General features: G+C 33.1%; 26 protein-coding genes. 10 read left to right on the forward strand and 16 right to left on the reverse strand.

Annotated elements, in window-relative coordinates:
- Positions 1–139: 139 nt before the first annotated feature.
- The 14 genes from L3X39_RS03340 to hemA all read right to left on the reverse strand — a co-directional run bounded on the left by L3X39_RS03340 (position 140) and on the right by hemA (position 14,762).
- Positions 140–1,819 (reverse strand): ABC transporter ATP-binding protein, encoded by a 1,680-nt coding sequence (locus tag L3X39_RS03340; protein ID WP_237230325.1) that lies wholly within the window; start codon positions 1,817–1,819, stop codon positions 140–142.
- Entirely contained in the window at positions 1,820–2,533 is a 714-nt protein-coding gene (locus tag L3X39_RS03345; protein ID WP_237230326.1) for a 3'-5' exonuclease, read from the reverse strand.
- Positions 2,534–2,544: 11 nt separating this feature from the next.
- The gene (locus L3X39_RS03350; RefSeq protein ID WP_237230327.1) at positions 2,545–2,904 is read right to left on the reverse strand and encodes a hypothetical protein; all 360 of its coding nucleotides are present in this window, start codon (positions 2,902–2,904) and stop codon (positions 2,545–2,547) included.
- Entirely contained in the window at positions 2,901–5,315 is a 2,415-nt protein-coding gene (locus L3X39_RS03355; RefSeq protein ID WP_237230328.1) for a penicillin acylase family protein, read from the reverse strand. Before L3X39_RS03355 ends, L3X39_RS03350 begins: the two co-directional genes overlap by 4 nt.
- A 102-nt stretch (positions 5,316–5,417) precedes the next feature.
- Positions 5,418–5,891: a methylated-DNA--[protein]-cysteine S-methyltransferase gene (locus L3X39_RS03360; protein ID WP_237230329.1), complete on the reverse strand. Its 474-nt coding sequence runs from the start codon at positions 5,889–5,891 to the stop codon at positions 5,418–5,420.
- Entirely contained in the window at positions 5,891–6,976 is a 1,086-nt protein-coding gene (locus L3X39_RS03365) for a CNNM domain-containing protein (RefSeq protein ID WP_237230330.1), read from the reverse strand. Before L3X39_RS03365 ends, L3X39_RS03360 begins: the two co-directional genes overlap by 1 nt.
- Before the next feature lie 26 nt (positions 6,977–7,002).
- Positions 7,003–7,992, reverse strand: coding sequence for a porphobilinogen synthase (gene hemB / locus L3X39_RS03370; RefSeq protein WP_237230331.1), 990 nt, complete (start codon positions 7,990–7,992; stop codon positions 7,003–7,005).
- Between the two features lie 4 nt (positions 7,993–7,996).
- Complete coding sequence (locus tag L3X39_RS03375; protein ID WP_237230332.1) at positions 7,997–8,707, reverse strand: class I SAM-dependent methyltransferase; 711 nt, start codon at positions 8,705–8,707, stop codon at positions 7,997–7,999.
- Positions 8,707–9,612 (reverse strand): oxygen-dependent coproporphyrinogen oxidase, encoded by a 906-nt coding sequence (gene hemF / locus L3X39_RS03380; RefSeq protein WP_237230333.1) that lies wholly within the window; start codon positions 9,610–9,612, stop codon positions 8,707–8,709. Before hemF ends, L3X39_RS03375 begins: the two co-directional genes overlap by 1 nt.
- A 3-nt stretch (positions 9,613–9,615) precedes the next feature.
- Positions 9,616–10,158 (reverse strand): GNAT family N-acetyltransferase, encoded by a 543-nt coding sequence (locus L3X39_RS03385; RefSeq protein ID WP_237230334.1) that lies wholly within the window; start codon positions 10,156–10,158, stop codon positions 9,616–9,618.
- Positions 10,148–10,906, reverse strand: a complete 759-nt coding sequence (locus L3X39_RS03390) for an EI24 domain-containing protein (RefSeq protein ID WP_237230335.1) — start codon at positions 10,904–10,906, stop codon at positions 10,148–10,150. The genes L3X39_RS03385 and L3X39_RS03390 overlap by 11 nt, the downstream gene beginning before the upstream one ends.
- On the reverse strand, positions 10,899–11,927 hold the full coding sequence (gene hemE, locus L3X39_RS03395) for a uroporphyrinogen decarboxylase (protein WP_237230336.1): 1,029 nt from the start codon (positions 11,925–11,927) through the stop codon (positions 10,899–10,901). Before hemE ends, L3X39_RS03390 begins: the two co-directional genes overlap by 8 nt.
- Before the next feature lie 5 nt (positions 11,928–11,932).
- Positions 11,933–13,510, reverse strand: coding sequence for a hydroxymethylbilane synthase (gene hemC / locus L3X39_RS03400; protein WP_237230337.1), 1,578 nt, complete (start codon positions 13,508–13,510; stop codon positions 11,933–11,935).
- On the reverse strand, positions 13,503–14,762 hold the full coding sequence (gene hemA, locus L3X39_RS03405) for a glutamyl-tRNA reductase (protein ID WP_237230338.1): 1,260 nt from the start codon (positions 14,760–14,762) through the stop codon (positions 13,503–13,505). The genes hemC and hemA overlap by 8 nt, the downstream gene beginning before the upstream one ends.
- A gap of 188 nt (positions 14,763–14,950) precedes the next feature.
- On the opposite strand from hemA, the gene L3X39_RS03410 reads away from it, so the two are divergent.
- The 7 genes from L3X39_RS03410 (at position 14,951) to L3X39_RS03440 (ending at position 21,200) form a co-directional block, all read left to right on the forward strand.
- Positions 14,951–15,850, forward strand: a complete 900-nt coding sequence (locus L3X39_RS03410; RefSeq protein WP_237230339.1) for an AraC family transcriptional regulator — start codon at positions 14,951–14,953, stop codon at positions 15,848–15,850.
- A 19-nt stretch (positions 15,851–15,869) separates the two neighbouring features.
- Positions 15,870–16,040: a hypothetical protein gene (locus tag L3X39_RS03415; protein WP_237230340.1), complete on the forward strand. Its 171-nt coding sequence runs from the start codon at positions 15,870–15,872 to the stop codon at positions 16,038–16,040.
- A 24-nt stretch (positions 16,041–16,064) separates the two neighbouring features.
- The gene (gene hemH, locus L3X39_RS03420) at positions 16,065–17,099 is read left to right on the forward strand and encodes a ferrochelatase (RefSeq protein ID WP_237230341.1); all 1,035 of its coding nucleotides are present in this window, start codon (positions 16,065–16,067) and stop codon (positions 17,097–17,099) included.
- A gap of 3 nt (positions 17,100–17,102) precedes the next feature.
- Positions 17,103–17,651: a CopD family protein gene (locus L3X39_RS03425; RefSeq protein WP_237230342.1), complete on the forward strand. Its 549-nt coding sequence runs from the start codon at positions 17,103–17,105 to the stop codon at positions 17,649–17,651.
- Positions 17,652–17,702: 51 nt separating this feature from the next.
- A complete protein-coding gene (locus L3X39_RS03430) occupies positions 17,703–19,160 on the forward strand; it encodes a sensor histidine kinase (RefSeq protein WP_237230343.1) in 1,458 nt (485 codons plus the stop codon).
- 76 nt (positions 19,161–19,236) lie between these two features.
- A complete protein-coding gene (locus tag L3X39_RS03435) occupies positions 19,237–20,370 on the forward strand; it encodes a Gfo/Idh/MocA family protein (RefSeq protein ID WP_237230344.1) in 1,134 nt (377 codons plus the stop codon).
- Positions 20,371–20,417: 47 nt separating this feature from the next.
- A complete protein-coding gene (locus tag L3X39_RS03440) occupies positions 20,418–21,200 on the forward strand; it encodes an enoyl-CoA hydratase/isomerase family protein (RefSeq protein WP_237230345.1) in 783 nt (260 codons plus the stop codon).
- Positions 21,201–21,209: 9 nt separating this feature from the next.
- Here the strand turns inward: L3X39_RS03440 and L3X39_RS03445 are convergent, their stop codons facing one another.
- Complete coding sequence (locus tag L3X39_RS03445) at positions 21,210–21,686, reverse strand: hypothetical protein (protein WP_237230346.1); 477 nt, start codon at positions 21,684–21,686, stop codon at positions 21,210–21,212.
- Between the two features lie 403 nt (positions 21,687–22,089).
- Here L3X39_RS03445 and L3X39_RS03450 point away from each other — a divergent pair, with 403 nt between their 5' ends.
- Positions 22,090–23,010 carry a polysaccharide lyase family 7 protein gene (locus L3X39_RS03450; RefSeq protein WP_237230347.1) on the forward strand — a complete coding sequence of 307 codons (921 nt, stop codon included), beginning with the start codon at positions 22,090–22,092 and terminating at the stop codon, positions 23,008–23,010.
- Positions 23,011–23,122: 112 nt separating this feature from the next.
- A complete protein-coding gene (locus tag L3X39_RS03455; RefSeq protein WP_237230348.1) occupies positions 23,123–24,196 on the forward strand; it encodes a PA0069 family radical SAM protein in 1,074 nt (357 codons plus the stop codon).
- A 55-nt stretch (positions 24,197–24,251) separates the two neighbouring features.
- Here the strand turns inward: L3X39_RS03455 and L3X39_RS03460 are convergent, their stop codons facing one another.
- Entirely contained in the window at positions 24,252–24,851 is a 600-nt protein-coding gene (locus L3X39_RS03460) for a hypothetical protein (RefSeq protein WP_237230349.1), read from the reverse strand.
- A gap of 549 nt (positions 24,852–25,400) precedes the next feature.
- Here L3X39_RS03460 and L3X39_RS03465 point away from each other — a divergent pair.
- A complete protein-coding gene (locus tag L3X39_RS03465; protein WP_237230350.1) occupies positions 25,401–26,273 on the forward strand; it encodes an AraC family transcriptional regulator in 873 nt (290 codons plus the stop codon).
- Position 26,274: the final 1 nt, after the last annotated feature.

Consider the following 26,274-nt stretch of genomic DNA (forward strand, 5'->3'; position numbering starts at 1 on the left):
ATAAACTTAGAGACTTATGAATATTGCAAAAAATCTACCTGAACTACCTACTAATGATGAAAGCAAATTCAAAGAAACTGTTAAAGAGAATTTACAATTTTTAAGGAGTTTGTTTTATTTAACCAAAAAAATATTCATGCTATAATTCTTTTGGTATAGCATGAATTAATTTTTTTGTGTATTCCCTTTTGGGATTCTTATATATAACATCTGCATCATCTAATTCTTCAATTCTACCTTCATTCATAACGAGTAGTTGGTCGCTCATATATTTTACAACAGCCAAATCGTGCGATATAAAAATGTAAGTAAAACCAAAGTCTTCTTTCAACTCATTGAGAAGATTTAAAACCTGAGCTTGCACAGAAATATCTAAGGCAGATACCGATTCATCACATACTATAAGCTTCGGTTGTAGCGCAATAGTTCTAGCAATTCCAATACGTTGTCTCTGTCCGCCCGAAAATTCGTGTGGGTATCTATTGAAATACGCTTCACTCAACCCAACTTTATTTAAAATATCAATTACTTTTTCTTTACGCTCTTTATCAGAAATATATAGTTTATGAACCTTCATGGGTTCCATAATAGCTTCGCCAACGGGAATCCTTGGATTTAAAGATGAATAAGGATCTTGAAATATAATTTGAATGTCTTTACGTAACTTTTTAATTTCAGAATTAGGAAGCTTTGTAATATCTATGCCCTGATACAAAATAGAACCTGAAGTTGCTTTATCTAGCTGAAGAATAGCATTTCCAAGAGTACTTTTTCCACAACCAGACTCACCAACTAAACCTAAAGTTTCACCTTCATATAACTTGAAACTTACATTATTAACAGCTTTGAATGAGGTAGGTTTATTAAACCAACCGCTTTTAGAAATATATTCTTTTTCAATATTTTTAACTTCTAATAAAGGAGGCTTACTGTATAATATTTTATGTTTCTGTTTACGATCCGCTTCAGAAATAATCTTGTGATTCGTAGTATTGTTTAGGTAATCTTGTATAGTTGGTAATACCTTAAGTCTAGTCTCTAAGGAAGGTCGAGAGTTTATTAACGCTTTTGTGTATATATGTTGCGGGTCTTTAAAAATACTTGCAGTTTCACCTTGTTCAACAATATCTCCTTTATACATAACAAGCACCCTGTCTGCAATTTCAGAAATTAATGATAAATCATGCGTAATAAAAATTACGCTCATTTTGGTTTCAGCCTGCAAAGTTTTTAATAGCTTGATGATTTCGTTTTGAACCGTAACATCAAGAGCTGTTGTGGGTTCGTCAGCGATTAAAATATCGGGCTTACAAGCAATTGCCATGGCAATCATGACACGCTGTTTTTGACCACCTGAAATTTCATGTGGGTATGCATTATAAACCCTTTCAGGGTTTGGGAGTTTTACTTTTTCAAAGAGCAAAATAGTTTCCTGTTTTGCTCTTTGTTTTGATAAGTTGGTATGCTGTAATAAAATTTCTTGAACTTGTTTTCCACACCTCATAGACGGGTTCAAAGAACTCATAGGTTCTTGAAAAATCATGGATATTTTTTTTCCACGGATACTTTGAAACGATTTACTAGATAGTGTTGTTAAATCTGTATTATTAAAAATAATAGAACCAGTGGTAATTTTTGATATTTTCTTAGGAAGTAGTCCTAAAATTGCCAAAGAAGACACAGATTTACCAGAACCCGATTCGCCAACAATTCCTAAGATTTCATTTTTATTTAAGTGATATGAAATATTATGAATCACTTCATTTTCACCAAAGGAAATAGATAAATTTTTAAAAGATAAAATATTGTTATTCGACATTTAGATATGAATAATTTCGTCGTCAATTAAAATGTCATCGCCACGTAAACGCAAAAATATTTGTGCCACAGCAATAGTGTCTTTTTCGCAATAATTTATAATTCGGTCTATATCATTTTCTTCGTAAAAAACCCGATAAACTTCGCTACCATCTATATCGCCTTTTGGCGAAGGGATTCCTAGTACATTGGTAAGGAGTTTTAAGGAAGTGTAGGTTTTATAGTCGCCAAATTTCCAGAGTTCTAAAGTATCTAAATGAGGAACTTCCCAAGGTTTTTTGCCGAAAAGATTCAATTTATATGGCAATTCAATATCATTAATAATCATTCTACGCGCTATATATGGAAAGTCAAATTCTTTGCCGTTGTGTGCACAAAGTAAATGTTTTGCTTCACTGAAATGAGAAATGAGTAAGTTTTTAAAATCTTTAAGAATTTTAACTTCATCACCATAAAAAGAAGTAACCCTAAAATGTCTTAAATCCCCTCGAAAAGTAAAGTAACCAACTGAGATACATATTATTTTACCAAATTCTGCCCAGATACCAGCACGCTCATAAAAAGCTTCAGCGGTTTCATCATCTTTTCTCTGATATTGAGATTTATGCTCCCATAGCACTTGCTTGTCTTCATCCAAACCAGAAAAATATTGAACTTCTGGAACGGTTTCAATATCTAAAAATAATATGTTTTCTAAATTGAGTTTTGAAATCATAGTAAATACTATTAATTACTTTTATTCAATAATAAACTACATTGTTTTCCAAATATACCAGAAACCCCCGCAGCTAAGCCTCCAATTATTCCTGTAATTAGTATTAAGAAATAAGGGTTTCCTTTTAAAGGTAGTAAAACAGCAATTTTTTTGGCTAAAATAAAATCGTTGCCATTGCTTAACCAAAACGAATAAACCATCCAAAAAACAGCAATGGCTAAAAATGGAACAAATAAAACAGCTACTCTTTTTAAACTTAAAAATAAACCTGTAATAAATGAGGCCAGCATAACGGACCACCAAGGCAAAAATTGAGACAAAATAACGGCTATAATTATTGTTGCTATAAAATTGACAATATTTTTTCTCATGGTGATGGTGTTAATATTTGAGTGGCAATAATACCTTCTGTTTTGTTTTGATCTTGCATAAATAAGGCTTTAAAATAATCGCCATTGGCCCAAGGGTCTATAAAATTATCGTAATATTTACTTCCGGGGTTTCCTGATTGTCCCCCAGGATAAATACCTAAGGCCTGTGGAGGCGAACTCATTTCAACAATCATTCTCCACGATGGACCATGATTTTTGTCGGCTGCATTTACGGTGTTTCTATCTCCACCTATTGGAAGATTAAATCTTGAAAAAGCAGGTAAAGCTTGTAATAAATGACCAACGTAAGCACCTTTATACATCTGCCAATTATAATCACCATTTTCAGACTTCCAATCATTGAGTTCTTTTACAGTTTCTTTAAAGGCTATTAAAAATAAATCATGCGAGTTTTCCTTTTTTTCTGTGTTTATTATATCCATGAATGGGTCATCCGGGGAGTTTTTAAGTATATTAATTGCTTGGTAGGTATAAGGTTTTTGTAAGGCAACCTCTTCTACATCAAATTCATCCCAAGTAAGGTTATACAGTTTTTTCCACCATAAATCCCAAATACTTGGGGCTAATTGGTCTGTTTCACTGTTAAAATCCCATGCCTTAATCGTCTTTAAAACTTCTTGCTCTTCATTTGATAGTGAAGATGTATCCATATGCTCAAACATATAAGGCAAAAGCTCTGATGCTTTTTTATTGAAGTTGTTATTTTGAAGATCTTTAAAATCTTGAATATTAAAAGTGTTTTTAGATCTAAAAAAATCATTTATCACACGATTTCTGTAGGTATCATAACCATCATTAAACACATAATAAGGATATAATGAATCTGTAGGATGCTGATTTGAAGAACTCACAAAACCGCGTTCAGGGTTTTTAGTATGGGCGTTAAATTCTTTAGGAATAAACCCTTGCCAATCGTGGTCAGGGTTGCTACCGTCCATTAAAAACTTACCTTGACCTTCCCATTTGTTTGGAAATTTTCCTTGAATCCAAAGTGCAATATCACCATCGGATGATGCAAATACAAAGTTTTGAGCAGGTGCCACATGATTAGAGATAGCTTTTAAATAATCATCATAGTTTTTTCCTTTGTTTAACTCGGTAAACAATCGTGCAAAATTATGCCCCATATGTCCTGCCCATTTCATGGCATAACCTTGTTTTTGGGTATTTCCTTTAAAACTATGGTCGTAACTAACGGGTCCATGGTGTGTGTAAATGACTGAGTCTATAAAGGTTTCTTTGCCTTTAATTTTAATTTCTTCAAGCCTTAAACTCGTTTTTTTCCATGCTCCATCGTATTTGTATTCAGATCTAGAATTGTCTTTAAATTCAATTTTATACCAATCTTTCACATCACGTGTTGCGTTGGTTTCTCCCCAAGCAATATGTGTATTGAAACCTGATATAATACCTAAAGTACCTGGAAGTGTGGCACCATACGAATTATGATCTGGAGTTGCTAGCTGCATTACGAACCAAATGGATGGTAAATTAAGTCCTAAATGGGGGTCGTTTGCTAAAATAGGGTTTCCTGAATACGATTTTTCTGATCCAACAGCCCAATTATTACTTCCATTAGCTGGATTTGGTTTCTCCATTATTTCTGAAATAGAGTCCAGAAGCACCTCACTTGCTGGTTTTTCAGTTTGTGGTACATCAATAAAACTCCAATCTGTACCTGCTGGAATTACAGGTTCATTAAAATCGAAAAAATCAGGATATAAAAAATCAAAACGGTTTTTGCCTAATTGGCGTAGTAGGTTTGTATATTCTAAATCTTCGTCACCACCACATAACATATCGGTCATATACATTAATAAATGCATTATTTTATCAACTGTCCAAGGCTCGGGTTTATAATCTAGAAGTTTATATTCAACGGGATAATTTTCTGGATTAAGCTCGTTTATATAAGTATTAACACCATCGGTATAAGCTTTTAAAAAGGATAAAGATTCTGCATCTTTTTTAATAACTTCCAAACTGTTTTCGGCACCGAATAACATCCCTTTTCGGCGTTGCGCTCTATCATAATTAAGAGCTTTTTCACCTATAATTTCTGATAATCGTCCTGCAGCTGCATAGGTTTGAAACTCCATTTGCCAAAGCCTGTGTTTTGCTGTTATATAGCCTTGGGCGCGATATAAATCAGCGTCGTTATTTGCAAAAATATGTGGAATTAGATTTTCATCATAATGCACAGTTACCATTTCAGATAAACCGTCAATTTGAATATTGCCATTAACAGATTCGTCTTTTTCGTTTTGCCAAATCCCTGTTGAAGGGCTTAAAAACTTTCCTATTGGAGGAATAGCCCCTAATTTAGTATTAAAAATGTAGAAAACTGCTATTGTAACTAATAGGGATAATAAAAATTTAAATGATTTCATTTAAGAAAGATTTGTAAAAAATAAATATAGTTAAATAAATTTATCCTTCATGTTTCAGCTTTATAAAATTGAAACGAAATGAATTCCAGAAAATTAAGATCTTTAAAACAAAGATTGTTGTTTGTATGGGCTTTCATGGTTTAATAGCCATTGCTTACGATGCAAACCACCTGCATACCCCGTTAAACTACCATCACTACCAATAACGCGGTGACATGGAATAACAATCCACAAAGGGTTTTTACCATTAGCATTGGCAACGGCTCGTATAGCTTTTATATCACCTAATTGTTTAGAAAGTTCTAGATATGAAAGTGTTTTACCGTAAGGGATTTGCACAAGAAGTTTCCAAATTTGTTTTTGAAAATCAGTGCCTTCAGGATTTAATTTTAAGTCGAACCGCTTTCTGGAACCTTCAAAATATTCATTGAGTTGAATGACGCAATCTTCAAGCTCAACAGGAATAATATCTGTTATTTTTTCTTCGGAATTAAGAACGGTAATAGCACTAATTCCTTCTTCATCACCAACAATTTTGGTAAAACCTAAAGGTGAATTGATGATGCAAGTTTCCATTATTCTGAAGCGTTATCTTCTTCAATTATACCTAATTTTTTGGCTCGAGCTTCCCAACTTTTTCTGGCTAAATGTTGAAGATCAGAAACGTTATCGCTTTCATCCATAATTTCTAAACCTAAAAGTGTTTCAATAACATCTTCCATAGTCACTAAACCACTTACCGAACCGTATTCATCTACAACTAATGCCATGTGATTTCGACTTTCAACCAGTTTTTCAAATAAAGTAGGAATAGGTAAGCTCCTGTTTACCACAATGATATTTCGTATTAAATCGGATAGTTTTTTTGAGCCATTATCAAGTGCCATTTCTTTAAAAACCTCATCTTTTAAAACGAGCCCTTTTATATCATCTGGATTGTCGTCATAAATAGGAATTCTGGAAAAACGAAGGTTCATATTTCTATTAAAAAAATCTTCAATAGTTGTGTTTTGATCTTCGGTTTGCATAACAGTACGAGGTGTCATTATATCTTTTGCAAACACATCTTTAAAGGTTAGCAAATTCTTTATTATTTTACTTTCGTTTTCGTGAAACACCCCATCTTTATGCGCCATATCGGTCATAGCCATAAAAGTTTCTCTGCTAAAAACACTACCATGACCCTTACCACCAATAAGTTTAGTAGTAAGTTGTAATAGCCATAAAATACCAGACCATTTAAGTGGAAATATTAAAGCTGTTAAGGCTTTTGAGGAAAAGTTAGCCAAGTTTTTCCAGTAAGTTGCACCAATGGTTTTAGGAATAATTTCAGAAGCTACCAAAATTAAAAACGTCATAATAGCCGATACAACACCCACTGTATTAATTCCAAAAAACTCTACTTTATAAGGCAAGCTTTCAGCTTCAATACCAACCATCATAGCACCTAAAGTGTGAGCAATAGTGTTTAGTGTGAGTATGGCAATCAAAGGTTTGTCTACATCTTTTTTTAAAGCCTCTAAAGTTGATGCATACTCTTTGCCCTCTTGTTTTTTAACGTTGATGAATGTTGGTGTAACACTTAACAAAACAGCTTCGAGGATGGAACATAAAAAGGAAAAGAAAATGGAGATGGTTGCCCAAAAAATTAATGCGCTCATTAAAATGGTTTTTGTTAATGGCTAATTTACGAAATCAATTTCACAACATCTTTAGCAAAATAGGAAGCAATGATATCTGCCCCCGCTCTTTTTATGGCAGTTACTTGTTCCATCATAACCGCGTCGTGCTCTAACCAACCTTTTTCAGCCGCAGCTTTTAACATGGCATATTCGCCAGAAACCTGGTATACAGCCACAGGAACATCTACGGCGTTTTTTATTTCACGCACAATATCTAAATAGCACAATCCTGGTTTTACCATTACAATGTCTGCACCTTCGTCTATATCCATTTCGGTTTCACGAATGGCTTCAAAGCGGTTGGCATAATCCATTTGATAGGTTTTTTTGTCTTTCGGAATGTCAATCATATCAACAGGAGCAGAATCTAAAGCATCACGAAATGGACCGTAAAATGCTGAGGCGTATTTTGCCGAATAACTCATTATTCCGGTATTGATAAAGCCCTGGTATTCCAGAGCTTCACGAATGGTAAGAATGCGTCCATCCATCATATCACTAGGCGCCACAAAATCGGCACCTGCTTTGGCATGAGAAACACTCATTTCTGCTAAAACTTCTGCAGTTTCATCGTTGATTATTTGTCCGTTTTCAATAATACCATCATGTCCGTAAGCTGAATATGGGTCTAATGCCACATCGGTCATCACTAACATTTCCGGACATGCATTTTTAACAGTTTTAATAGCACGTTGCATCAATCCGTTTGGATTTAAGGCTTCGGTACCTTTATTATCTTTTAAATTATCGGGTACTTTCACGAAAAGTAACACCGATTTTAAACCAAGTTTCCAAAGTTCCTTCACTTCTTTTTCAAGTAAATCTAAACTGTAACGGTAGTAATTCGGCATCGATGGAATTTCATCTTTAACACCTTTCCCTTCAACCACAAATAATGGTACTAAAAAATCGTTAGGGGTTATTATGGTTTCTCGAACTAAACTACGAATAGCTTCAGTGGTTCTTAATCTTCTATTTCTTCTAAGTGGATACATAATGTTACAATTTTTGACCTTTAATGCCTGTTGCACAACCATAAAAGTAATTTAAATACTCAACTTTAAACCCGTTCATTTCAAAGACTTCTTTTGTATTTATAGAGCTATTAAACCTTGATGTATATACTCCAAGCATTTTATAGGTTTCAGGATTTCCTAAAAATAAAAAGCCCAAAAATGGGATACAATATTTTAAGTATAAAAGGTAAAAAAACTTTAGTATCCTATTTTGAGGAATAGATACTTCAATAAAAGAAAATGAACCTTTTGATTTTAATAATCTATTTACTTCTAACGCAAAATCATTTAGTTGTTTTTCTGAAAATGTTTTCAGTCCAAAACCAGAAATAATACAATCCACAGAACCGCTTCTTATAGAGTTTTTAAAAACATTTTCTTGTAGTAAGTTAATCTTATGCTTTGAATATTTTTCTTTTCTTTTTTTTGCCATTTTCAGCATACCTGACGAAAAATCAAGACCAATCAATTCTCCATTATGGTCTAATACTTTTAGTATAGGTTTCCAGCATTCACCCATACCAGTCATCAAATCTAAAACGACAGAATCCTTTTTGATATCAATTGAATTCACGCATTGCCTTCTCCAGCGTTCACTAAATCCAAAAGATGATATATAATTCATTCTTTCATATGAAGAGCTCATTTTGTCAAAGAGCGTTTCTACGTATTTAGGATGGTATAAATCTTTCATTATTGAACCCAATCAACAGGATTTTTTAATACTTCTAAAAGCTTATCTTCGTCACTTCCAGCTTCAGGATGATGGTCATAAACCCATTGTACATGCGGTGGTAAACTCATTAAAATACTTTCAATACGCCCGTTAGTTTTTAGCCCGAAAAGAGTGCCTTTATCATGAACCAAATTAAATTCTACGTAACGTCCGCGACGAATTTCTTGCCAATTACGTTGTGCTTTGGTGTATGGTAAATCTTTACGTTTTTCAACAATAGGCACATAGGCTTCAAGAAAACTATCACCAACTTCGGTTACAAAGTTATACCAATTTTCCATAGACATCTGTTCTGAAGCTTTACAATAATCGAAAAACAAACCGCCAATACCTCTGCCTTCATTTCTGTGAGCGTTGTAAAAATATTTATCGCAACGTTTTTTGTAAGTTGGATAAAACTCCAGGTTATGCTTATCACATGTTGTTTTACAGGTTTTGTGAAAGTGAATTGCATCTTCTTCAAACAAATAATAAGGTGTTAAATCTTGCCCACCACCAAACCAACTATCTATAATATCTCCCGCTTCATTATACATTTCAAAATAGCGCCAATTAGCATGAACGGTTGGCACCATTGGGTTTTTCGGATGCAATACTAAACTTAGTCCGCATGCGAAAAAATCAACATCACCAACCTTAAAATAAGTTTGCATCGATTTTGGCAATTTCCCGTGAACTCCCGAAATGTTTACACCACCTTTTTCGAACACATTACCATTTTGGATAACGCGTGTTCTTCCGCCACCACCTTCAGGTCGTTCCCAAATATCTTCTTGAAATTTGGCTTTACCATCAATAGCTTCTAGCTTAGAAGTAATCGTGTTTTGTAAATCTTGTATGTACTGATAGAACTTATCTTTCATTCGTTACTCTATTTCATTATACAATTCATATAATTCCATATCTAAAGGGTTTTCACCTGGAGGGGTATGCTCCTTTTTAAGTGTTTTTATCCAAATAAAATTACAATTTTCGGCTACTTTGATGCTTGCTATGTTAGTTTTATGAACTATAATTTCAAGTGTTTTTAAGCCTATATTGTTAAAAGTATAATCAGACAATATTGTAACAGCATTGGTAGTAATGCCTTTACCTTCAAATTCATATCCAATGCAATATGCAAGTTCACCTCTTTTTTTAACCCAATCGAGTTTTTTTAAATAAATCAAGCCTACTAAGGCCTTTGTTTCTTTTTCCTTTATTAGGAACAAAAACTCTTCTTTAGCTTCAAATTCTTTTACTTTTATTTCAGTAAAAAGCTTTGATAAGTCAGGGGTTAAATTTTCTTTTAAGGTTAAAGGGAAATAGCGTTTTAATCTGTCTTCATTAGCAACTACAAAATTGCAGATATTCCAAGCATCTTGTGTTTGAATGGGTTCTATGAAATATGAGTCAAAACTAAGATGCATTAGGTAAATGGTTTTTTAATTTTAATGCTTCAACTGTTTTTAGCGATGCTGCTGTAACGGAAAGAGGCAACACTAAAATGACACCGATAAGCGGAATTAGCAAAAACAAAATAAATACAATACCATTACCAATGGCTAACCCTCTATGATTCCTTACGAACCGAACACTTTCTTTATATTGAAAGTGACGCTCTAAAGTATAATCCATATTACCAAAGCCAGCATAATACGCTTGGACTAAAAACAAAAGAATGGTTGAAAATATATTGACTACTGGGATAAATTTTAAAAGCAAAATAGGAATAGTTAAAAGTAATTCCATGATTAAGTTTCTCCCGTTTATTCGGATACCTCTCCAAAGTTGCTGTAAAAAAGATGTGTTTCTGTGAGAATGTGATGGAGCACCTGTTAAATGTGCTTCAATTTTCTCGGAAACAGGACTCATAAATGGCGCAGATAATGCCATTATAATGTGTTTATATAGAATAAGCCCAATAACCAAAATAATAAGCCCTCCAATGAAATTGCTGATGGTAGAAAAGGTTTCTTTGCCCCAATCCCAAATCCAGACTTTCGAAATAAAAGCACCAACATTATCGGATAATGCATATGCAGAACCAAAAATTATGACCGCTGTTACAAAACTAATTAACATAGGAATTGCAAAAAATTTCCAGAGTTTTAGTTTAGAGATTAAACTAAAAGCACCAAAATATGCTTTGATTCCTATGACAATATTGTTAAGCATTGTATTCTTTTACAGCATCTATAAAGGCTTTGGCATGATCTAACGGAATGTTAGGTAAAATACCATGACCCAAATTTACAATGTATTTATCTTTACCAAATTCGTTAATCATTTGGTGTACCATTTTTTTGATTTCTGAAGGTGGCGAAAACAAACGTGTTGGATCGAAATTACCTTGTAGCGTAATGTTTCCACCAGTTAAATAACGCGCATTTCTTGCAGAACATGTCCAATCTACACCTAAGGCGGAAGCACCAGATTTTGCCATTTCGCCCAGTGCAAACCAACAGCCTTTTCCAAACGCGATTACAGGAGCATCGTCTTTTAACGCATCAATAATTTGCTGAATATATTGCCATGAAAATTCTTGATAATCTACTGGTGACAACATACCTCCCCAAGAATCAAAAACTTGTACAGCGTTACATCCTGCTTTCACTTTCTCTTTTAGATAGGCTATAGTTGTATCTGTTATTTTTTGAAGTAATTGATGCGCCGCAACAGGGTTTGTAAAGCAAAATTCTTTGGCCTTATCAAAATTTTTACTGCCTTGACCTTGAACGCAATAGCATAAAATAGTCCAAGGGGAACCCGCAAAACCTATTAAAGGAATTTCATCATTAAGCTTCTCTTTAGTAGCTTTTATGGCTTGATACACATAATCTAATGCTTGAGTAACATCTGGAACAATTACATTGTCAACATCTTTTTGTGAACGAATAGGATTTGGCAAATACGGACCAAAATTAGGCTTCATCTGCACCTCGATATTCATGGCTTGAGGAATTACCAATATATCACTGAATAAAATAGCAGCATCCATGCCGTATCTACGTATTGGTTGTACCGTAATTTCACTTGCTAATTCAGGAGTTTGACAACGAGTAAAGAAGTCGTACTTAGCCTTTATCTCCATAAATTCTGGTAGGTAGCGCCCTGCTTGACGCATCATCCAAACTGGCGGGCGATTAACGGTTTCTCCTTTTAAAGCTCTTAAAAATAAATCGTTTTTTATGTTCATATATTTTAAACGTAATGTTCGTTTACTAATTCAATTACACTTTCTACAGTTGGTACTTTTGCAACTCTCACATCCTTAAAATGTTTTTTTGCTTCGGAAGCCGTAGTTTCTCCAATACAAAATGCTATCACTTCATTATGATTACTTCTCACAAAACTTTCAACTGTTGACGGACTATAAAACATAACACTTTCAACAGAATCACCTACTTTAATGCCATCATACTTAGTTTCATAAGCTACAACTTCATTAACTTTAATATGGTTTTCGGTCAATATATAAGGAAGTGCATCTAGCCTTATATCGCTACAAAAATACGTCACCTCAGTTCCATCAATATAATCAACTAAATATTCCGCCAAGGCTTTCGCATTTTTTTCAGCGTGTTTTACTTTTCCTATTTTTTGCTCGACCAGTCGTTTTGTTCTTCTACCTACGCAATAAATATTTTTAAATTGTAATTCGATGGCTGAATAGTTTGTAACTAAAGATTCAACGGCATTTTTACTGGTAATAATAACATTCTGAATTTCATTTTTAAGAAAACGAGGATGAATTCTATTAAGGCTTATTTTTATAAAGTCTGAACTTTCAGCAACCACCTTTTCGTGAAATAATAAGCGTTGACTTTCTGTTAATGATTTGGTAGAATATACATTTGTTTTCTTTGTTTGATTTTTAATAGTATCCATCAAGCGTTTGCCACCTCTCTCAATAACAAAATTTGCACAATATTGAGCCATATCTGTATGTTCACCAAGTTTTTTTACTCTGGTAACATCAATTCTTTTAGAACCATCAGTACTTAATAAAACACCTTTAAAATGTATTTCCTCGTTTTTTATGTAAGCAAGAGCACCAATAGGAGCCGTACATCCACCTTCTAGCTTATTTAAAAACTCGCGCTCAATAGTAGTGCAGATTTCGGTTTCTTCATGATTTAATTCTTTACAAATGGCTCTAGTTTCTTCGTCTTCTTCTAAAGCTGTAATCATAATAGCACCTTGTGCTGGGGAAGGAATCATCCAATCTAAATTAATGGCTTCTTCAGGTCTTAACCCAATACGACCAATGCCAGCAGCTGCAAAAATAGCACCATTCCAATTGTCGTTATCTTCGAGTTTTTGTAAGCGCGAATTAACATTACCACGTAAATCTACAACGGTATGCGTTGGATATCTGTTTAACCATTGTGCGCGTCTTCGTAAACTTCCAGTAGCAATTACCGCTTTTTTGGCACTTAAAAACTCCTCATTATTTTTATAAACCAAAGTATCATTTACGTTTCCACGTTTTAAAACGGCAGCTTGTACAATACCCTTTGGTAAAATGGTTGGAACATCTTTAAGTGAATGAACTGCAATATCAATATCATAGTTTAACATGGCAATATCCAGGGTTCTGGTAAAAATGCCCGTTATTCCTAGCTCATAAAGGGGTTTATCTAAAACTAAATCTCCAGTGGATTTTACAGGAACAAGTTCCGTTTTATGCCCTAAATTTTCAAGTTGACTTTGTACTATTTTGGCTTGCCATAGTGCTAGTTCACTATCGCGAGTACCAATTCTTATAGGTTTAGACATTTGTTTTTGGTTCTAACTGAAACACTTTTTTTATTAGTTCCAGACTATCATCTGTGGAAACACTTTCATCTTTTAAATGATGTGCAAAATGATTTGTTATCTTTTGAATGATTTTGTTGCTAATTATTTCCGCTTGAGCTTCATTAAAATCAGCATTTTTCTTGCGTTGAGTTTCTAATTCGGCCGAAGCAAAATCAGCAAGTTTATGTTTTAAAGCTTTTATGGTAGGCGCGAACTTTCTGGTTTCTAACCACTGATTAAACTCGGCTTTTACTTCCTCTATAATCGATTCTGCTAAAGGAATATGTGCTTTTCGAGCTTCTAAAGTTTCATCGGTAATTTTAGATAAGTGGTCAAGGTGCAAAAGCGAAACATTGTCTAGTTCCTCTACATCTTCATTTACATTTTTAGGAATGGATAAATCTAAAATTAAAAGGGGCTTTTTTGTTTGGATAATATGTTTATCAATAGTAGGTCTGTGAGCACCTGTAGCTACAATTAAAATATCCGAATGGCTTATTTCTTCTTGTAAATTAGCATAATCTTTAACCAATAAATTAAACTTTCCAGCAATTTGCTCCGCTTTATCTTTAGTTCTATTTATCAAAGTGATGTGTTCATTTTTAGTATGTTTCACTAAATTTTCACAAGTATTTCGGCCTATTTTACCAGTTCCAAACAGTAAAATATTTTTATTGGTAACATCCTGTACAGTATTTAAGATGTATTGAACGGATGCAAACGATACAGATGTTGCGCCAGAAGAAATTTCGGTTTCATTTTTAATACGTTTACTGGCTTGAATTACTACATTTACTAAGCGTTCAGTAAAATGATTAAGTAAACCATGCTTTTTTGAAATACGAGCACTTGTTTTTAACTGGCTTATAATTTCAAAATCACCAAGAATTTGACTGTCTAAACCCGAACCTACACGAAACATATGAGCGATGGCGTCGTTGTTTTTATAAATGTAAGCTACCTCTTGAAACTCTTCAACAGTACCGGTGGTATTATCGCATAGTAGTTGAATAAGCTGAAAAGGGTGTTGGGCAAATCCATAGATTTCAGTACGGTTACAAGTAGAAGTTACCACCAAGCTTTCAATACCATTTTCTTTGGCTTGATTTAATAGATTTAACTTAGAAGCATCATCTAAACTAAAATGCCCACGTATATCTGCATCGGCTTTTTTATAACTTAAACCAATGGCGTAAAAGTAGTTACTACGTGATATATTGTACTTCTGCATTCTGATATCTGAAATGTTGAACAAAAATATAGGGATACTCATAAAAAAAATAACGCTGAAAGAACTTTTAGTATCGTTTTAAGTTTTTTAATTAGTTTTTATTTAAATCAATGATAAATGTCATATTTTTGCACTAAAATCAACGGGTTTGGTAAAATCTATTTAGAACGAATCTAAATAAATGACATATGAACAACTCTGAAAGCTTACAAAAAAATATCGCTCAAAGTTCTTTTAATGAATCAAAAATAGATGATGGTTTTTTGGTTTTGACTTATAAGAATGATGAAAGTGTGTCACAAAGTATTGTAAAAGAAATAAATAGCGATTACATTCAATTTCATTTTTGTGTAAAAGGATGTTGTAAATTTATTTTTAACGAAGGGCGTTACACTCTTAATATTCTTGAAGAAAACTCACTTTTACTTTATAATCCGCAGCGCGATTTACCTATAAATCTTCAAATAGACCCTAATTCATGGATAGTTTCCATTTTAATTTCCATTAAAAAATTTCATGGTTTATTTTCTAACGAAGCTGGTTACATTTCATTTTTAAGTGACGATAATAAAGACAAAAAATATTATAAAGATGGTGTTATATCGCCATCTATGGCTATTGTACTTAATCAAGTTATCAATTACAATTTAAATCAGTCTATTAAAAACTTATATTTTAAAGGAAAAGCATACGAGCTGTTAAGTTTATATTTTAATAGAAGTGAAGATGCCGATATTGAACAATGTCCTTTTTTGGTTGATGAAACCAATGTTATTAAAATTAGGAAAGCAAAAGACATTATAATTAATCGGATGGCTGAACCACCAAGTTTACAAGAACTGGCTGATGAAATTGGATTAAATTTAAAAAAGCTAAAAGAAGGCTTTAAGCAAATTTATGGCGATTCGGTTTTTAGTTTTTTATTTGATTACAAAATGGAAGTTGCCAGAAAGTTATTGGAAGCGGGTAATGATAATGTAAACGAAGTAGGGCTTAAAGTTGGTTACAGTACTTCAAGTCATTTTATTGCAGCATTTAAAAAGAAATATGGCACGACACCAAAGAAATATATTATGTCATTAAATTAATATTTTTAGTCTTAAAAACATGAAATATTTAACTCCAGAAATTGAAGCTTTATCTAAAAACATCAACACTAAATCGTTGGCTCGTACGAATGTTTCTTGTGGCATTTTTCAAGATTGTGATTACAATGAAGAACGCCCTAAATTATTTCAAGAACTTCAAGAGGAGAAAGCAACTGAATCTGAAGATTGATTAAAAAAATTGTTCAAATTGAATATGAAAAAAGGAATTTTACTAGTAAATCTTGGGTCACCAGATAGTCCAGAACCCAAAGATGTAAAAAAGTATTTAGGGGAGTTTTTAATGGACGAGCGTGTTATCGATATCCCGTTGGCAGCCAGAACAGCGCTTGTAAAAGGCATTATTTTAAATACGCGCCCAAAGCAATCGGCAAAAGCCTATAAAAAAATATGGTGGGACGAAGGGTCTCCTTTAATTGTACTATCAGAACGATTACAAAATAAAATACAAAAGGAAGTTGAATACCCTGTGGCTTTAGCCATGCGTTATGGAAGTATGACCATAAAAAAAGGACTTGAAGAATTGGTAGATAAAGGGGTTGAAGAGGTTTTATTATTTCCGCTATATCCACAATTTGCTATGGCGACTACTGAAACCATTACGGTGTTAACCGAAGAATTACGCCAGCAACATTTCCCAAACTTAAAGATTGAATCGGTTCCTGCGTTTTATAACAAACCTGACTATATTGAAGTACTTTCAAACTCCATAAAAAATCATCTGAAAGACAAAAACTATGAGCATTTATTGTTCTCATATCATGGTATTCCTGAGCGTCATATTCGAAAAAGTGATATTACTAAATCACATTGCAAAATAAATAACAGTTGTTGTGTTACCCCAAGTAAAGCACACGAGTTTTGTTATAGGCATCAATGTTTAGAAGTTACTAGATTGGTTGCTGAAAAACTTCAACTTAAAGAAGGGACATATTCAACATCTTTTCAATCACGATTAGGTTTCGATCCATGGTTGTTGCCTTATACCGATAGAACTATTGAGCGTTTAGGAAAACAAGGCATAAAAAACATGGCTATAGTTACACCTGCTTTTGTGAGCGATTGTTTAGAAACATTAGAAGAAATTGCCATGGAAGGCGCAGAGCTTTTCCATGAAGTAGGCGGAAAAGAATTCACAACCGTTCCTTGTTTAAATGATGATGATGCCTTTGTGAATTTATTATCAAAATGGATTAATACTTGGGCAAAAGAATCAGTTGAAATAAGTTAGCTTATGGAATTTTACCCTTATATAAAGTCGTTTCACCTTATTTTTGTCATTACCTGGTTTGCCGGCTTATTTTATATTCCAAGACTATTTGTGTATCAAATTGAAGCATTTCATAAACCATCTCCAGAAAAAGAAATTTTAGGAAAGCAACTTAAATTAATGGCTAAACGGTTGTGGTATATTATTACATGGCCATCAGCCATTTTAGCAACTGGGTTTGCTATTTGGTTGCTTGTTTTACAACCTTATTGGTTGCAACAACCTTGGATGCATGTAAAATTAACCTTTGTAGTTTTATTAATTATTTATCACTTAAAAACCCATCAATATTTTAAGCAGTTACAAAACGATGTGGTTGTAAAATCATCAAATTTTATGCGTATTTGGAATGAAGGCGCCACTTTTATTCTTTTTGCCGTGGTGTTTTTGGTAGTTTTAAAAAGCGCTATTAATTGGGTTTGGGGGATTGTAGGTATTTTGATTCTAGGAATTTTGCTCATGTTAGGATTTAAAATTTATAAAAACATCCGAAATAAAAACCCTGAAGCTTAATCCATAAAAATTGGTTTGATTATTGCTATATTTAAGGCATTAATCGTTTAAATGAAAATAAAGAAACTTTCTTTACGAACGCGCATTTTTCTTGCCATGATACTTTTGGTGTTACTGGGTTCTGTACTAATTTCGGCTGTAGCAATCTATCAGTATAAAGAACAAAGTGAAGACTACCACAGAGGGCGATTAGAACGTAAGGAGGAAAATATTCAAACCCACCTAAAGCGTGTTTTAAATGGCAGACAAAATACTTGGGAAGTAAAAACCGAGAATATTCCATTAATTTTCAAGGAGGAAATTTATAATATAGCCGACATTCATAAACTGCAAATAAATTTATACGATTTAGAAGGGAATTTACTTATTTCTTCCAAAGCAGGATTACAAAATTATGCGGCTGAAAAGTGTTTAACGCCAACGGTTTTAAATGCCATTACCAATACAGCAATACATCGATATGTAGATAAACACCAAGAAAATGGTGAAATTTTCCAGTCTTCATACACTATTATTACCGACCAAAAATCGAAAGCTTTAGCCATACTAAATTTACCTTATTTAGAAAAGGATGATTTTCTTGAAAAAGAGCTAGAAGAATTTTTAACTCGGATGGGTTATGCATTTATGTTGGTTTTACTCATGGCAATTGCCATTGCATTTTGGCTTTCAAAATACATTACAAAATCGTTAAAAACCATAAGCGATAAAATGAACACAACACGTTTAGAAAAGCGTAATGAAAAAATTGACATAGATGATACCAGTGAAGAGATTTCGGCTTTAGTAAATTCATATAATAGTATGATTGACGAGCTTGAAGAAAGTGCAGTACAATTAGCTAAAAGCGAGCGTGAGCAAGCTTGGAGAGAAATGGCAAAACAAGTGGCACACGAAATTAAAAACCCGCTAACACCTATGCGTTTGACTGTGCAAAACTTCCAACGAAAGTTTAATCCTGAAGACGAAAATATCCATACCAAAGTTAATGAGTATAGTAAAACACTCATTCAACAAATAGATACTATGAGCTCTATTGCTTCGGCATTTTCAAATTTCGCAAAAATGCCTGCGCAACAAAACGAAACCTTAAATGTGGTTAAAATTGTAAAATTGGCATTGGATATTTTTAATGAAGATTATATCATATTTAAAGCCGACGCTGACGAAATAATTGCAAAGTTTGACAGAACACAGCTTATACGCGTAGTGACAAACTTGGTTAAAAATGGTATTCAATCCATACCCGATGATAGAATACCAAAAATTACGGTTAATGTTGAAACCTTTGAAAACAATGTGGTAATAACAGTGGCTGATAACGGTTCTGGAATTTTAGAAGAAAACTTCAATAAAGTATTCGAGCCTAAATTTACTACAAAAACAAGTGGTATGGGACTCGGCTTAGCTATGGTAAAAAACATTGTAGAAACGCATAAGGGGAGCATTACTTTTACATCGATAAAAAATAAAGGCACATCCTTTAAAGTTGTTTTTCCTAAGCAATAGTAATTAACGAGTTAATAATCTTTTAATTTTTTATAAATTTAAGAGTTAAACGCTATTCCCATTAAGTTTAGGAACGATGAAAATTAGCAGAAGAACATTCAACACAAAATTAGCTGGTGGATTGCTTGGAGTATCTTTATTATCTAAGTCTGCTTTGGCATATAATTTTGATAAAAAAAATCAAAGAAAATTAGGAGTTGCTCTCGTTGGTTTAGGAGGTTATAGCAAATGGCAATTAGCTCCGGCACTATTAGATACTAAATATTGTTATTTAGCAGGTATTGTTACTGGTACACCATCAAAAGGAAAAGAATGGATGCGAACCTATAACATCCCAAAAGAAAATGTCTATAATTACGATAATTTTGATGAGATTGCTAAAAACAGTGCTATAGATATAGTTTATGTGGTGTTACCCAACAGTATGCATGCCGATTTTAGCATTCGAGCAGCAAAGGCAGGTAAGCATGTAATTTGTGAAAAACCAATGGCGGTTAGTGTTGCAGAATGTGATGCTATTATAAATGCTTGTAATAAGGCAGGTGTAAAATTAAGTGTTGGATATCGTATGCAGTCCGATCCTTATACGAATGAGGTTAAACGTTTAGTAAAAGAAAAGCCATTTGGCACCGTGCAGTACGTGTCTTCCGATGCTGGGTATTATTCTGGTGGTAATCCCAACCAGTGGCGGTTAAACAAAAAACTGTCTGGTGGTGGAGCTTTAGTAAACATGGGTGTTTATGCCATTCAAAGTAATATTTATGGTACAGGAACAAACCCTATATCCGTGTCTGCTCAAGAGTTTAGTACTAGACCAGAGTATTTTAAAGACACCGATGAGACTATAACAGCACAAATGCAATTTCCTAATGGAGCCGTTGGCAATTTATTTACTTCTCATAACGCTAACGCAAATAGGCTTTTTGTAAGTTTTAAAAGTGGTTGGGTAGAGCTGAATCCGTGTCATAGTTATGGACCTCTAGCAGGACGAACTTCTGAGGGCAGAGGCATTAGCTTTCCACATCGAAGTCAGCAATTGATTCAAATGGACGATTTTGCGAAACATATTTTAACAGGAAGCACTAACTTTGCTCCAGGTGAAATGGGTAAACGTGATATGATTATTGTTGAAGCCATTTACAAATCGATAAAAGAAGGCGGAAAAACAATTCCATTAAATTTAGGCAACATGGGTATTGTTAGCATATAGTTTTCAAAAAAACATTTAACTAAAAAAGGATTTTATTAAACTAAACTATGAATTACAATAACATTCTATCAGAAGCAAACAACGGTATTACTACTATTACTATCAATCGACCAAACAAATTAAACGCTTTAAATAAAGAGACCATTGAAGAATTGCACGATGCTTTTGATGAAGCCAATGCTGATAAAAACACGAAGGTTATTATAGTAACCGGAAGAGGCGAAAAGGCTTTTGTTGCAGGGGCAGACATAAGTGAGTTTGCAGATTTTGATGTAAAAGAAGGCGCTCGATTAGCTGCAAAAGGACAAGAATTGTTGTTTGATTTTGTTGAAAATTTATCTACACCTGTTATGGCGGCAGTAAATGGATTTGCTTTAGGTGGCGGACTCGAATTAGCCATGGCTTGCCATTTTAGAGTAGCCAGCGATAATGCAAAACTAGGTCTTCCTGAGGTATCGTTAGGGGTTATTCCTGGGTATGGCGGTACGCAGCGTTTACCACAATTAGTTGGTAAAGGGCGTGCTATGGAAATGATTATGACAGCAGGCATGATTGATGCTACAACCGCTTTAAACTACGGGTTAGTAAACCATGTAACCACGCAAGACGAGTTACTACCACTTTGCGAAAAAATAGCCTATAAAATTTCTAATAACTCTTCGGTTGCAATACGTGGTGCTATTAAAGCCATAAATGCCAATTATAAAGATGGTGTAGATGGTTTTAAAGTTGAGATTAAACAATTTGGAAAGTGCTTTGGTACTGAAGATTTTAAAGAAGGTACAACGGCGTTTTTACAAAAAAGAAAAGCTGATTTTCCTGGAAAATAAGGGATGTTTTTAAAGACGTTGTTTTACGCTGGCTTTTATTTTGTTTACTAATATTATAATACTTGGAACTATTGATAATATTGAGCTTAATCCAATTGTGAGTCCGAAATTTATATTGTTCCAATGAATTTTTACAATTCCGTTTTCGCAAGCCGTACATTGAACTACTTTTAAATTTGCATTAATAGCTGAAATTAGGAAAATAGAGATTCCAAAAATCAGTAAGCAAAGTATAATATTTTTAAAAATCTGCTTTGTTTTAAGTCCGATGTTTGCTAATAAAAGAGTCATTAAAGCAAATCCGAGTATATATTCGAATGTTCTGTCCGAAAAGATGGAAATATTTTTTCCCACAAACTGAATTTTATCAGAAGTTGTAAATCGCATAATATCTTGAATTAATTCTCGAAAGAAACCTTCGGAATAGAATCCGAAACTCATACCAAGAATATATCCTATTATTCCAATCAGTACTTTTTTTATCAATTTGAGTGAGTTTTTCAGCTTGCGTACAATGTTCTTGATATAAACTTTTTTAATACTGAAACAAGTTCAGTACAAGTAGTTTATATCAGCAGTTATTGAAATAAATTCAGCACTGGTAAACGAAGTTAGTCAATTTTTCGTGCAAGGTCAAATACCATTCAAAACAAGATTTGTCATTAATCCATTTTCGTTTTTTTACAGTTTTCAGTAATAATTATAAATGCTCAAATTTTAATAGGATTATTCAATAATTTTTGTGAAATTGGTCAACCAATTATTTGGCACCACGAATACTGCTTCTAAAATGATGAATTTCAAATTAATACAATCAAAATTATCGAAAAATTATTGTGGTTTTTTTACACTTAAATCAAGTTTAAAAATAGCTTTTATTTTTAGTTTCATGCTAAGCATTACAGGAGTATTTGCTCAGGCGCCTTCAGATATAACTAAATTTCAAGCTTTTTTATCACATTGTAAATTGCAAGCTCCTGGTAGTAATACAGCGGCATCAAATACGGTTCTAAACAATGGTTATACACACGGCACTTGGTTTCATGTGGTTGATGGGGATAAAATTCTTTTTAATCAAACCGGTGATAGTAATCGCACTGAATTGAGAGATGAAGTGAACTGGAATCTTAATTCAGCAGATCGCTCATTACATGCAACCATAGATGTGGTTTCTCAGACACCTGATAACTATCAGGTAACGATATTGCAAATTCATGATGACGCCAATGCTGGAAGTGGACCAAATAAGCCATTGCTAAGAATTTACAAGCATAATAACAAGACACCAAACAACCACATTTGGGCGGTTTACAAGACAGATATTACAGGGGATATTAATGCGCATGTAGATTTAGGAGCTGATCCGGGTGGATACTTTAACGTAGATATCCGATTGGTAAATGGAAATATGATTATTGATTTTGAAGGCGTGGAAAAAGTAAATGTAGATGTTTCATATTGGACATTTCCAAGCTATTGGAAAGCAGGTGTATATCTTCAGGATCCTGGAACAGCAACTGCTCATTTCGATCAGCTATTTACTGGCGACGGTTCTACCCTGAGTAAAAAAAAATTAGAAATTGAAAACATCAAAATTTATCCTAATCCGTTCGTTGATGGGGTAAATATTGACACTAAATCTCAAATACAATCTTTAGAGTTATATAACCTATTAGGTAAAGTAATTTACAAGTCTACAAAGGTTTCCGATTTTGAATATTTTTCCAGATCGTTACAAAGTGGCGTGTACATTTTAAAATTAATTAGCGAACAAGATAGAACCTCTACCATGAAACTGGTTAAACAGTAAGGTTACTACTATTTTGTTAATAATCACTTTTCACTTTAACATTTTCCAAAACAAATAATAAGTAATTTTAAGGAGCTACTCAAAACAGCAACAAACCTTAAATTTTACTTTAATGAACCCCAAAGCTACTTTAAAAGGTCGTGGTGCACAGCTTAATGTACCCAATCGTTTCTTCGAATTAAGCCACGAAATACGTGATGATTTTCTTGAATTTTGCCATAAAGAAGGTGAAGCAAGCGATAAAAACAAAACACTTTACTTACCTGTTTTCCCTAAAACTATAGTAAATAAAGTAGAAAGTCCTGATGTTGGTATGTTATATTCCATGAATGCTTACCAAGGTTGCGAACATGGGTGTATTTATTGTTACGCCAGAAACTCACATGAATATTGGGGTTACAGTGCAGGGTTAGATTTTGAGCGACGTATTTTAGTAAAAAAAGACGCGCCTAAACTATTAGAAAACCTACTAAAAAAGAAAAGTTGGAAAGCCTACCCTATTGTTATGTCTGGTAACACAGATTGCTACCAACCAGCTGAAAAGGAATTTGAAATTACACGACAGTGTCTGGAGGTATTTTTAAAGTACAAACATCCAGTTTCTATTATTACAAAAAACGCCTTAATTCTAAGAGATTTAGATCTTTTAAAAGCATTAACAGCCGATGGTTTAATAAGTGTGAATGTGTCGATTACTTCTTTATCAGAAGAAACGCGCCGTGTTTTAGAACCTAGAACAGCCACCACAAAGCGGCGTTTGGAAACCGTAAAAATATTGAGTAATAATAATATTCCGGTAGATGTGATGTTGGCACCTATAATTCCTTCCATAAACAGTCATGAAATTTTACCATTAGCCAAAGCAGTAAGTGAACATGGGGCACTATCAATAGCGCATACTATTGTACGACTGAATGGTGCTATTGGACAGATTTTTACAGATTGGATTAATAAAACCATGCCTGATAAAGCTGACAAAGTATTGCATCAGATAGAAAGTTGCCATGGTGGTACTTTAAACGATTCGCGGTACAAAACAAGAATGCGTGGTGAAGGTAAAATAGCGGAGCAAATTAATAATCTGGTTAAGCTGGCAAGACATAAGTATTTTAAAGATAAAGCAATGCCTAAATTGAATTGTGATTTACATGAGTCTTTTAAAGATGGACAATTAAAGTTATTTTAAACAAAAAAAGTGGGTTGTTACACCCACTTTTACCATTAATGTTGAAAATTTTTAATTAAATATTTGATGTAAATGTTCTGCCGTCAGTGTAATACACAATTTTGTAATTACTTTTTGCCAAATTAGGTAATCTGAAAGCCTTTTGAATGTTTTTTGTGTTTTCAATTTTTTCAGAGAAAACAAGCTCTTTACCATTAGAACCTCTAGAGTAAATCTCAATTTTCAATGGCTCTTCGTTTAAAGCAAGTTTTGTAACATAAACTACATTCCCTTTAACTCTAGTATAAGGTTTAAAAATTGTTTTTTCTCCAGTTTTATTGAATTCCACCTTATTAGATGTTACTGTAAATGGTATTTTATTAATTTCTAAATCTTTGTCTAATTCAAAAATATAACTACCATCAGGAAGCGATGTTAAATCAAATCCTTTCGTGTAAATACCAGATCGTTCAATAAGTTCTTTGTATAATACTACACCGTGATTATCTATAATAGATAATTGGTTTCCTTTCTTTACATTTCTTAAAGTAAGTGAGGTTCTTTTAGCATCATTTTTAATTCTGTAGAATGAAGCTTCATTTGCGAAACTTAACAAGGTAGCAAACAATGTTACCATTAAGATTCCTTTTTTTGAGTGTTTAATTACGTTTTTCATGATTTGGTTTTTTTAACGTTCAACACTGCAAAGATATAGGGGAATTAAAGTTTATAAAACATGGATTTTAATGAGTTTATATGCTATTTTATCTGTTATTATTAAGTTAAGTTTTTGTAAAGTTAATTTAGTATATATTTTTGTTAAAAGAGTACAGTTTAAAAATATTCAATTTTAATTATATGTATAAAAAAAGTGAGCCACCACAGCTCACTTTTACCAACTAAACTAAATAAGACATTAAACTAATTATTAATGAATTCTGTTACTCTATTAGGATAGAGTTTATCTGTTTTCATGTTACCTAAACTTAACTAAATATTAAGGATTGAAGATTAGGTTATTCATGATTTGGGATTCATAATGTTTAACACTACAAAGATACACGTGATATACGTGTTAGAAAACATCAATTTTGACTATTTTATATGGTATTTTATCCATTAAATTAGTGTTAAGAGAATGTTAAGGTAAAATAACATATAATTATGGCAATTAAACATATAATGTATGCATAATATATAGTAAATTTGTTTTAAAATAGTTTACATGATTAATAAGAAACCTACATTAGAAAAACTTAGCCCTAGTTTTGGTAGTTCTATATTAGTGAGACAGCATGCAGAAAAAGTAGACAAAAACAATGCTTTTTGGCATTTTCACCCAGAGTTAGAACTCGTTTACGTAAACAAAGGACAAGGAAAAACACATATTGGAAACCATCTATCATATTTTAATAACAGTCAGCTTATACTTATAGGCGAAAATTTACCACATAATGGATTTGCAGATCGCCTTACAGCGAACGGAACTGAAACTACCATACAATTTAAAGCAGATTTTTTAGGAAATGATTTTATAAATATCCCAGAAATGGCAAATGTTTCAGCATTATTTGATCGCGCTAAAAAAGGTATTAAATTCGGGATAGATATTAAAGCTGTTGTAGGTCCTAAAATAATGAAGCTGGTACAATATGGTGGTTTAGAACAATTATTAAAGTTGCTGAATATTTTAAATTTACTAGCTAATACCGAAAATTACACGGTTTTAAATGCAGATGGGTTAGCACTCGAAACAAATCCACAAGACAGTGCTAAGATTAGCACCATTTATAAGTATGTAAATGCTAATTTTCAAAGCCATATCACGCTCGATGAAATAGCTGATAAAGTAAGCATGACGGTGCCTGCATTTTGTAGATATTTTAAGAAAACCACTGGAAAAACCTTTACACAACTGGTAAATGAGCATCGTGTGGTGCATGCCACTAAACTTTTAAATGAAAGCCAGATGAGTATTGCTGATATTTGTTTTGAATGCGGATTTAATAATTTCTCGCATTTTAATAAGCAGTTTAATGAGATTACAGGCAAAAGTGCATCAAGCTACCGAAAGGAGATTAAACATATTATTCAGTAAT

The organism is Flaviramulus multivorans (assembly GCF_021728415.1).
In the GTDB taxonomy this organism is placed as follows: domain Bacteria; phylum Bacteroidota; class Bacteroidia; order Flavobacteriales; family Flavobacteriaceae; genus Sabulilitoribacter; species Sabulilitoribacter multivorans.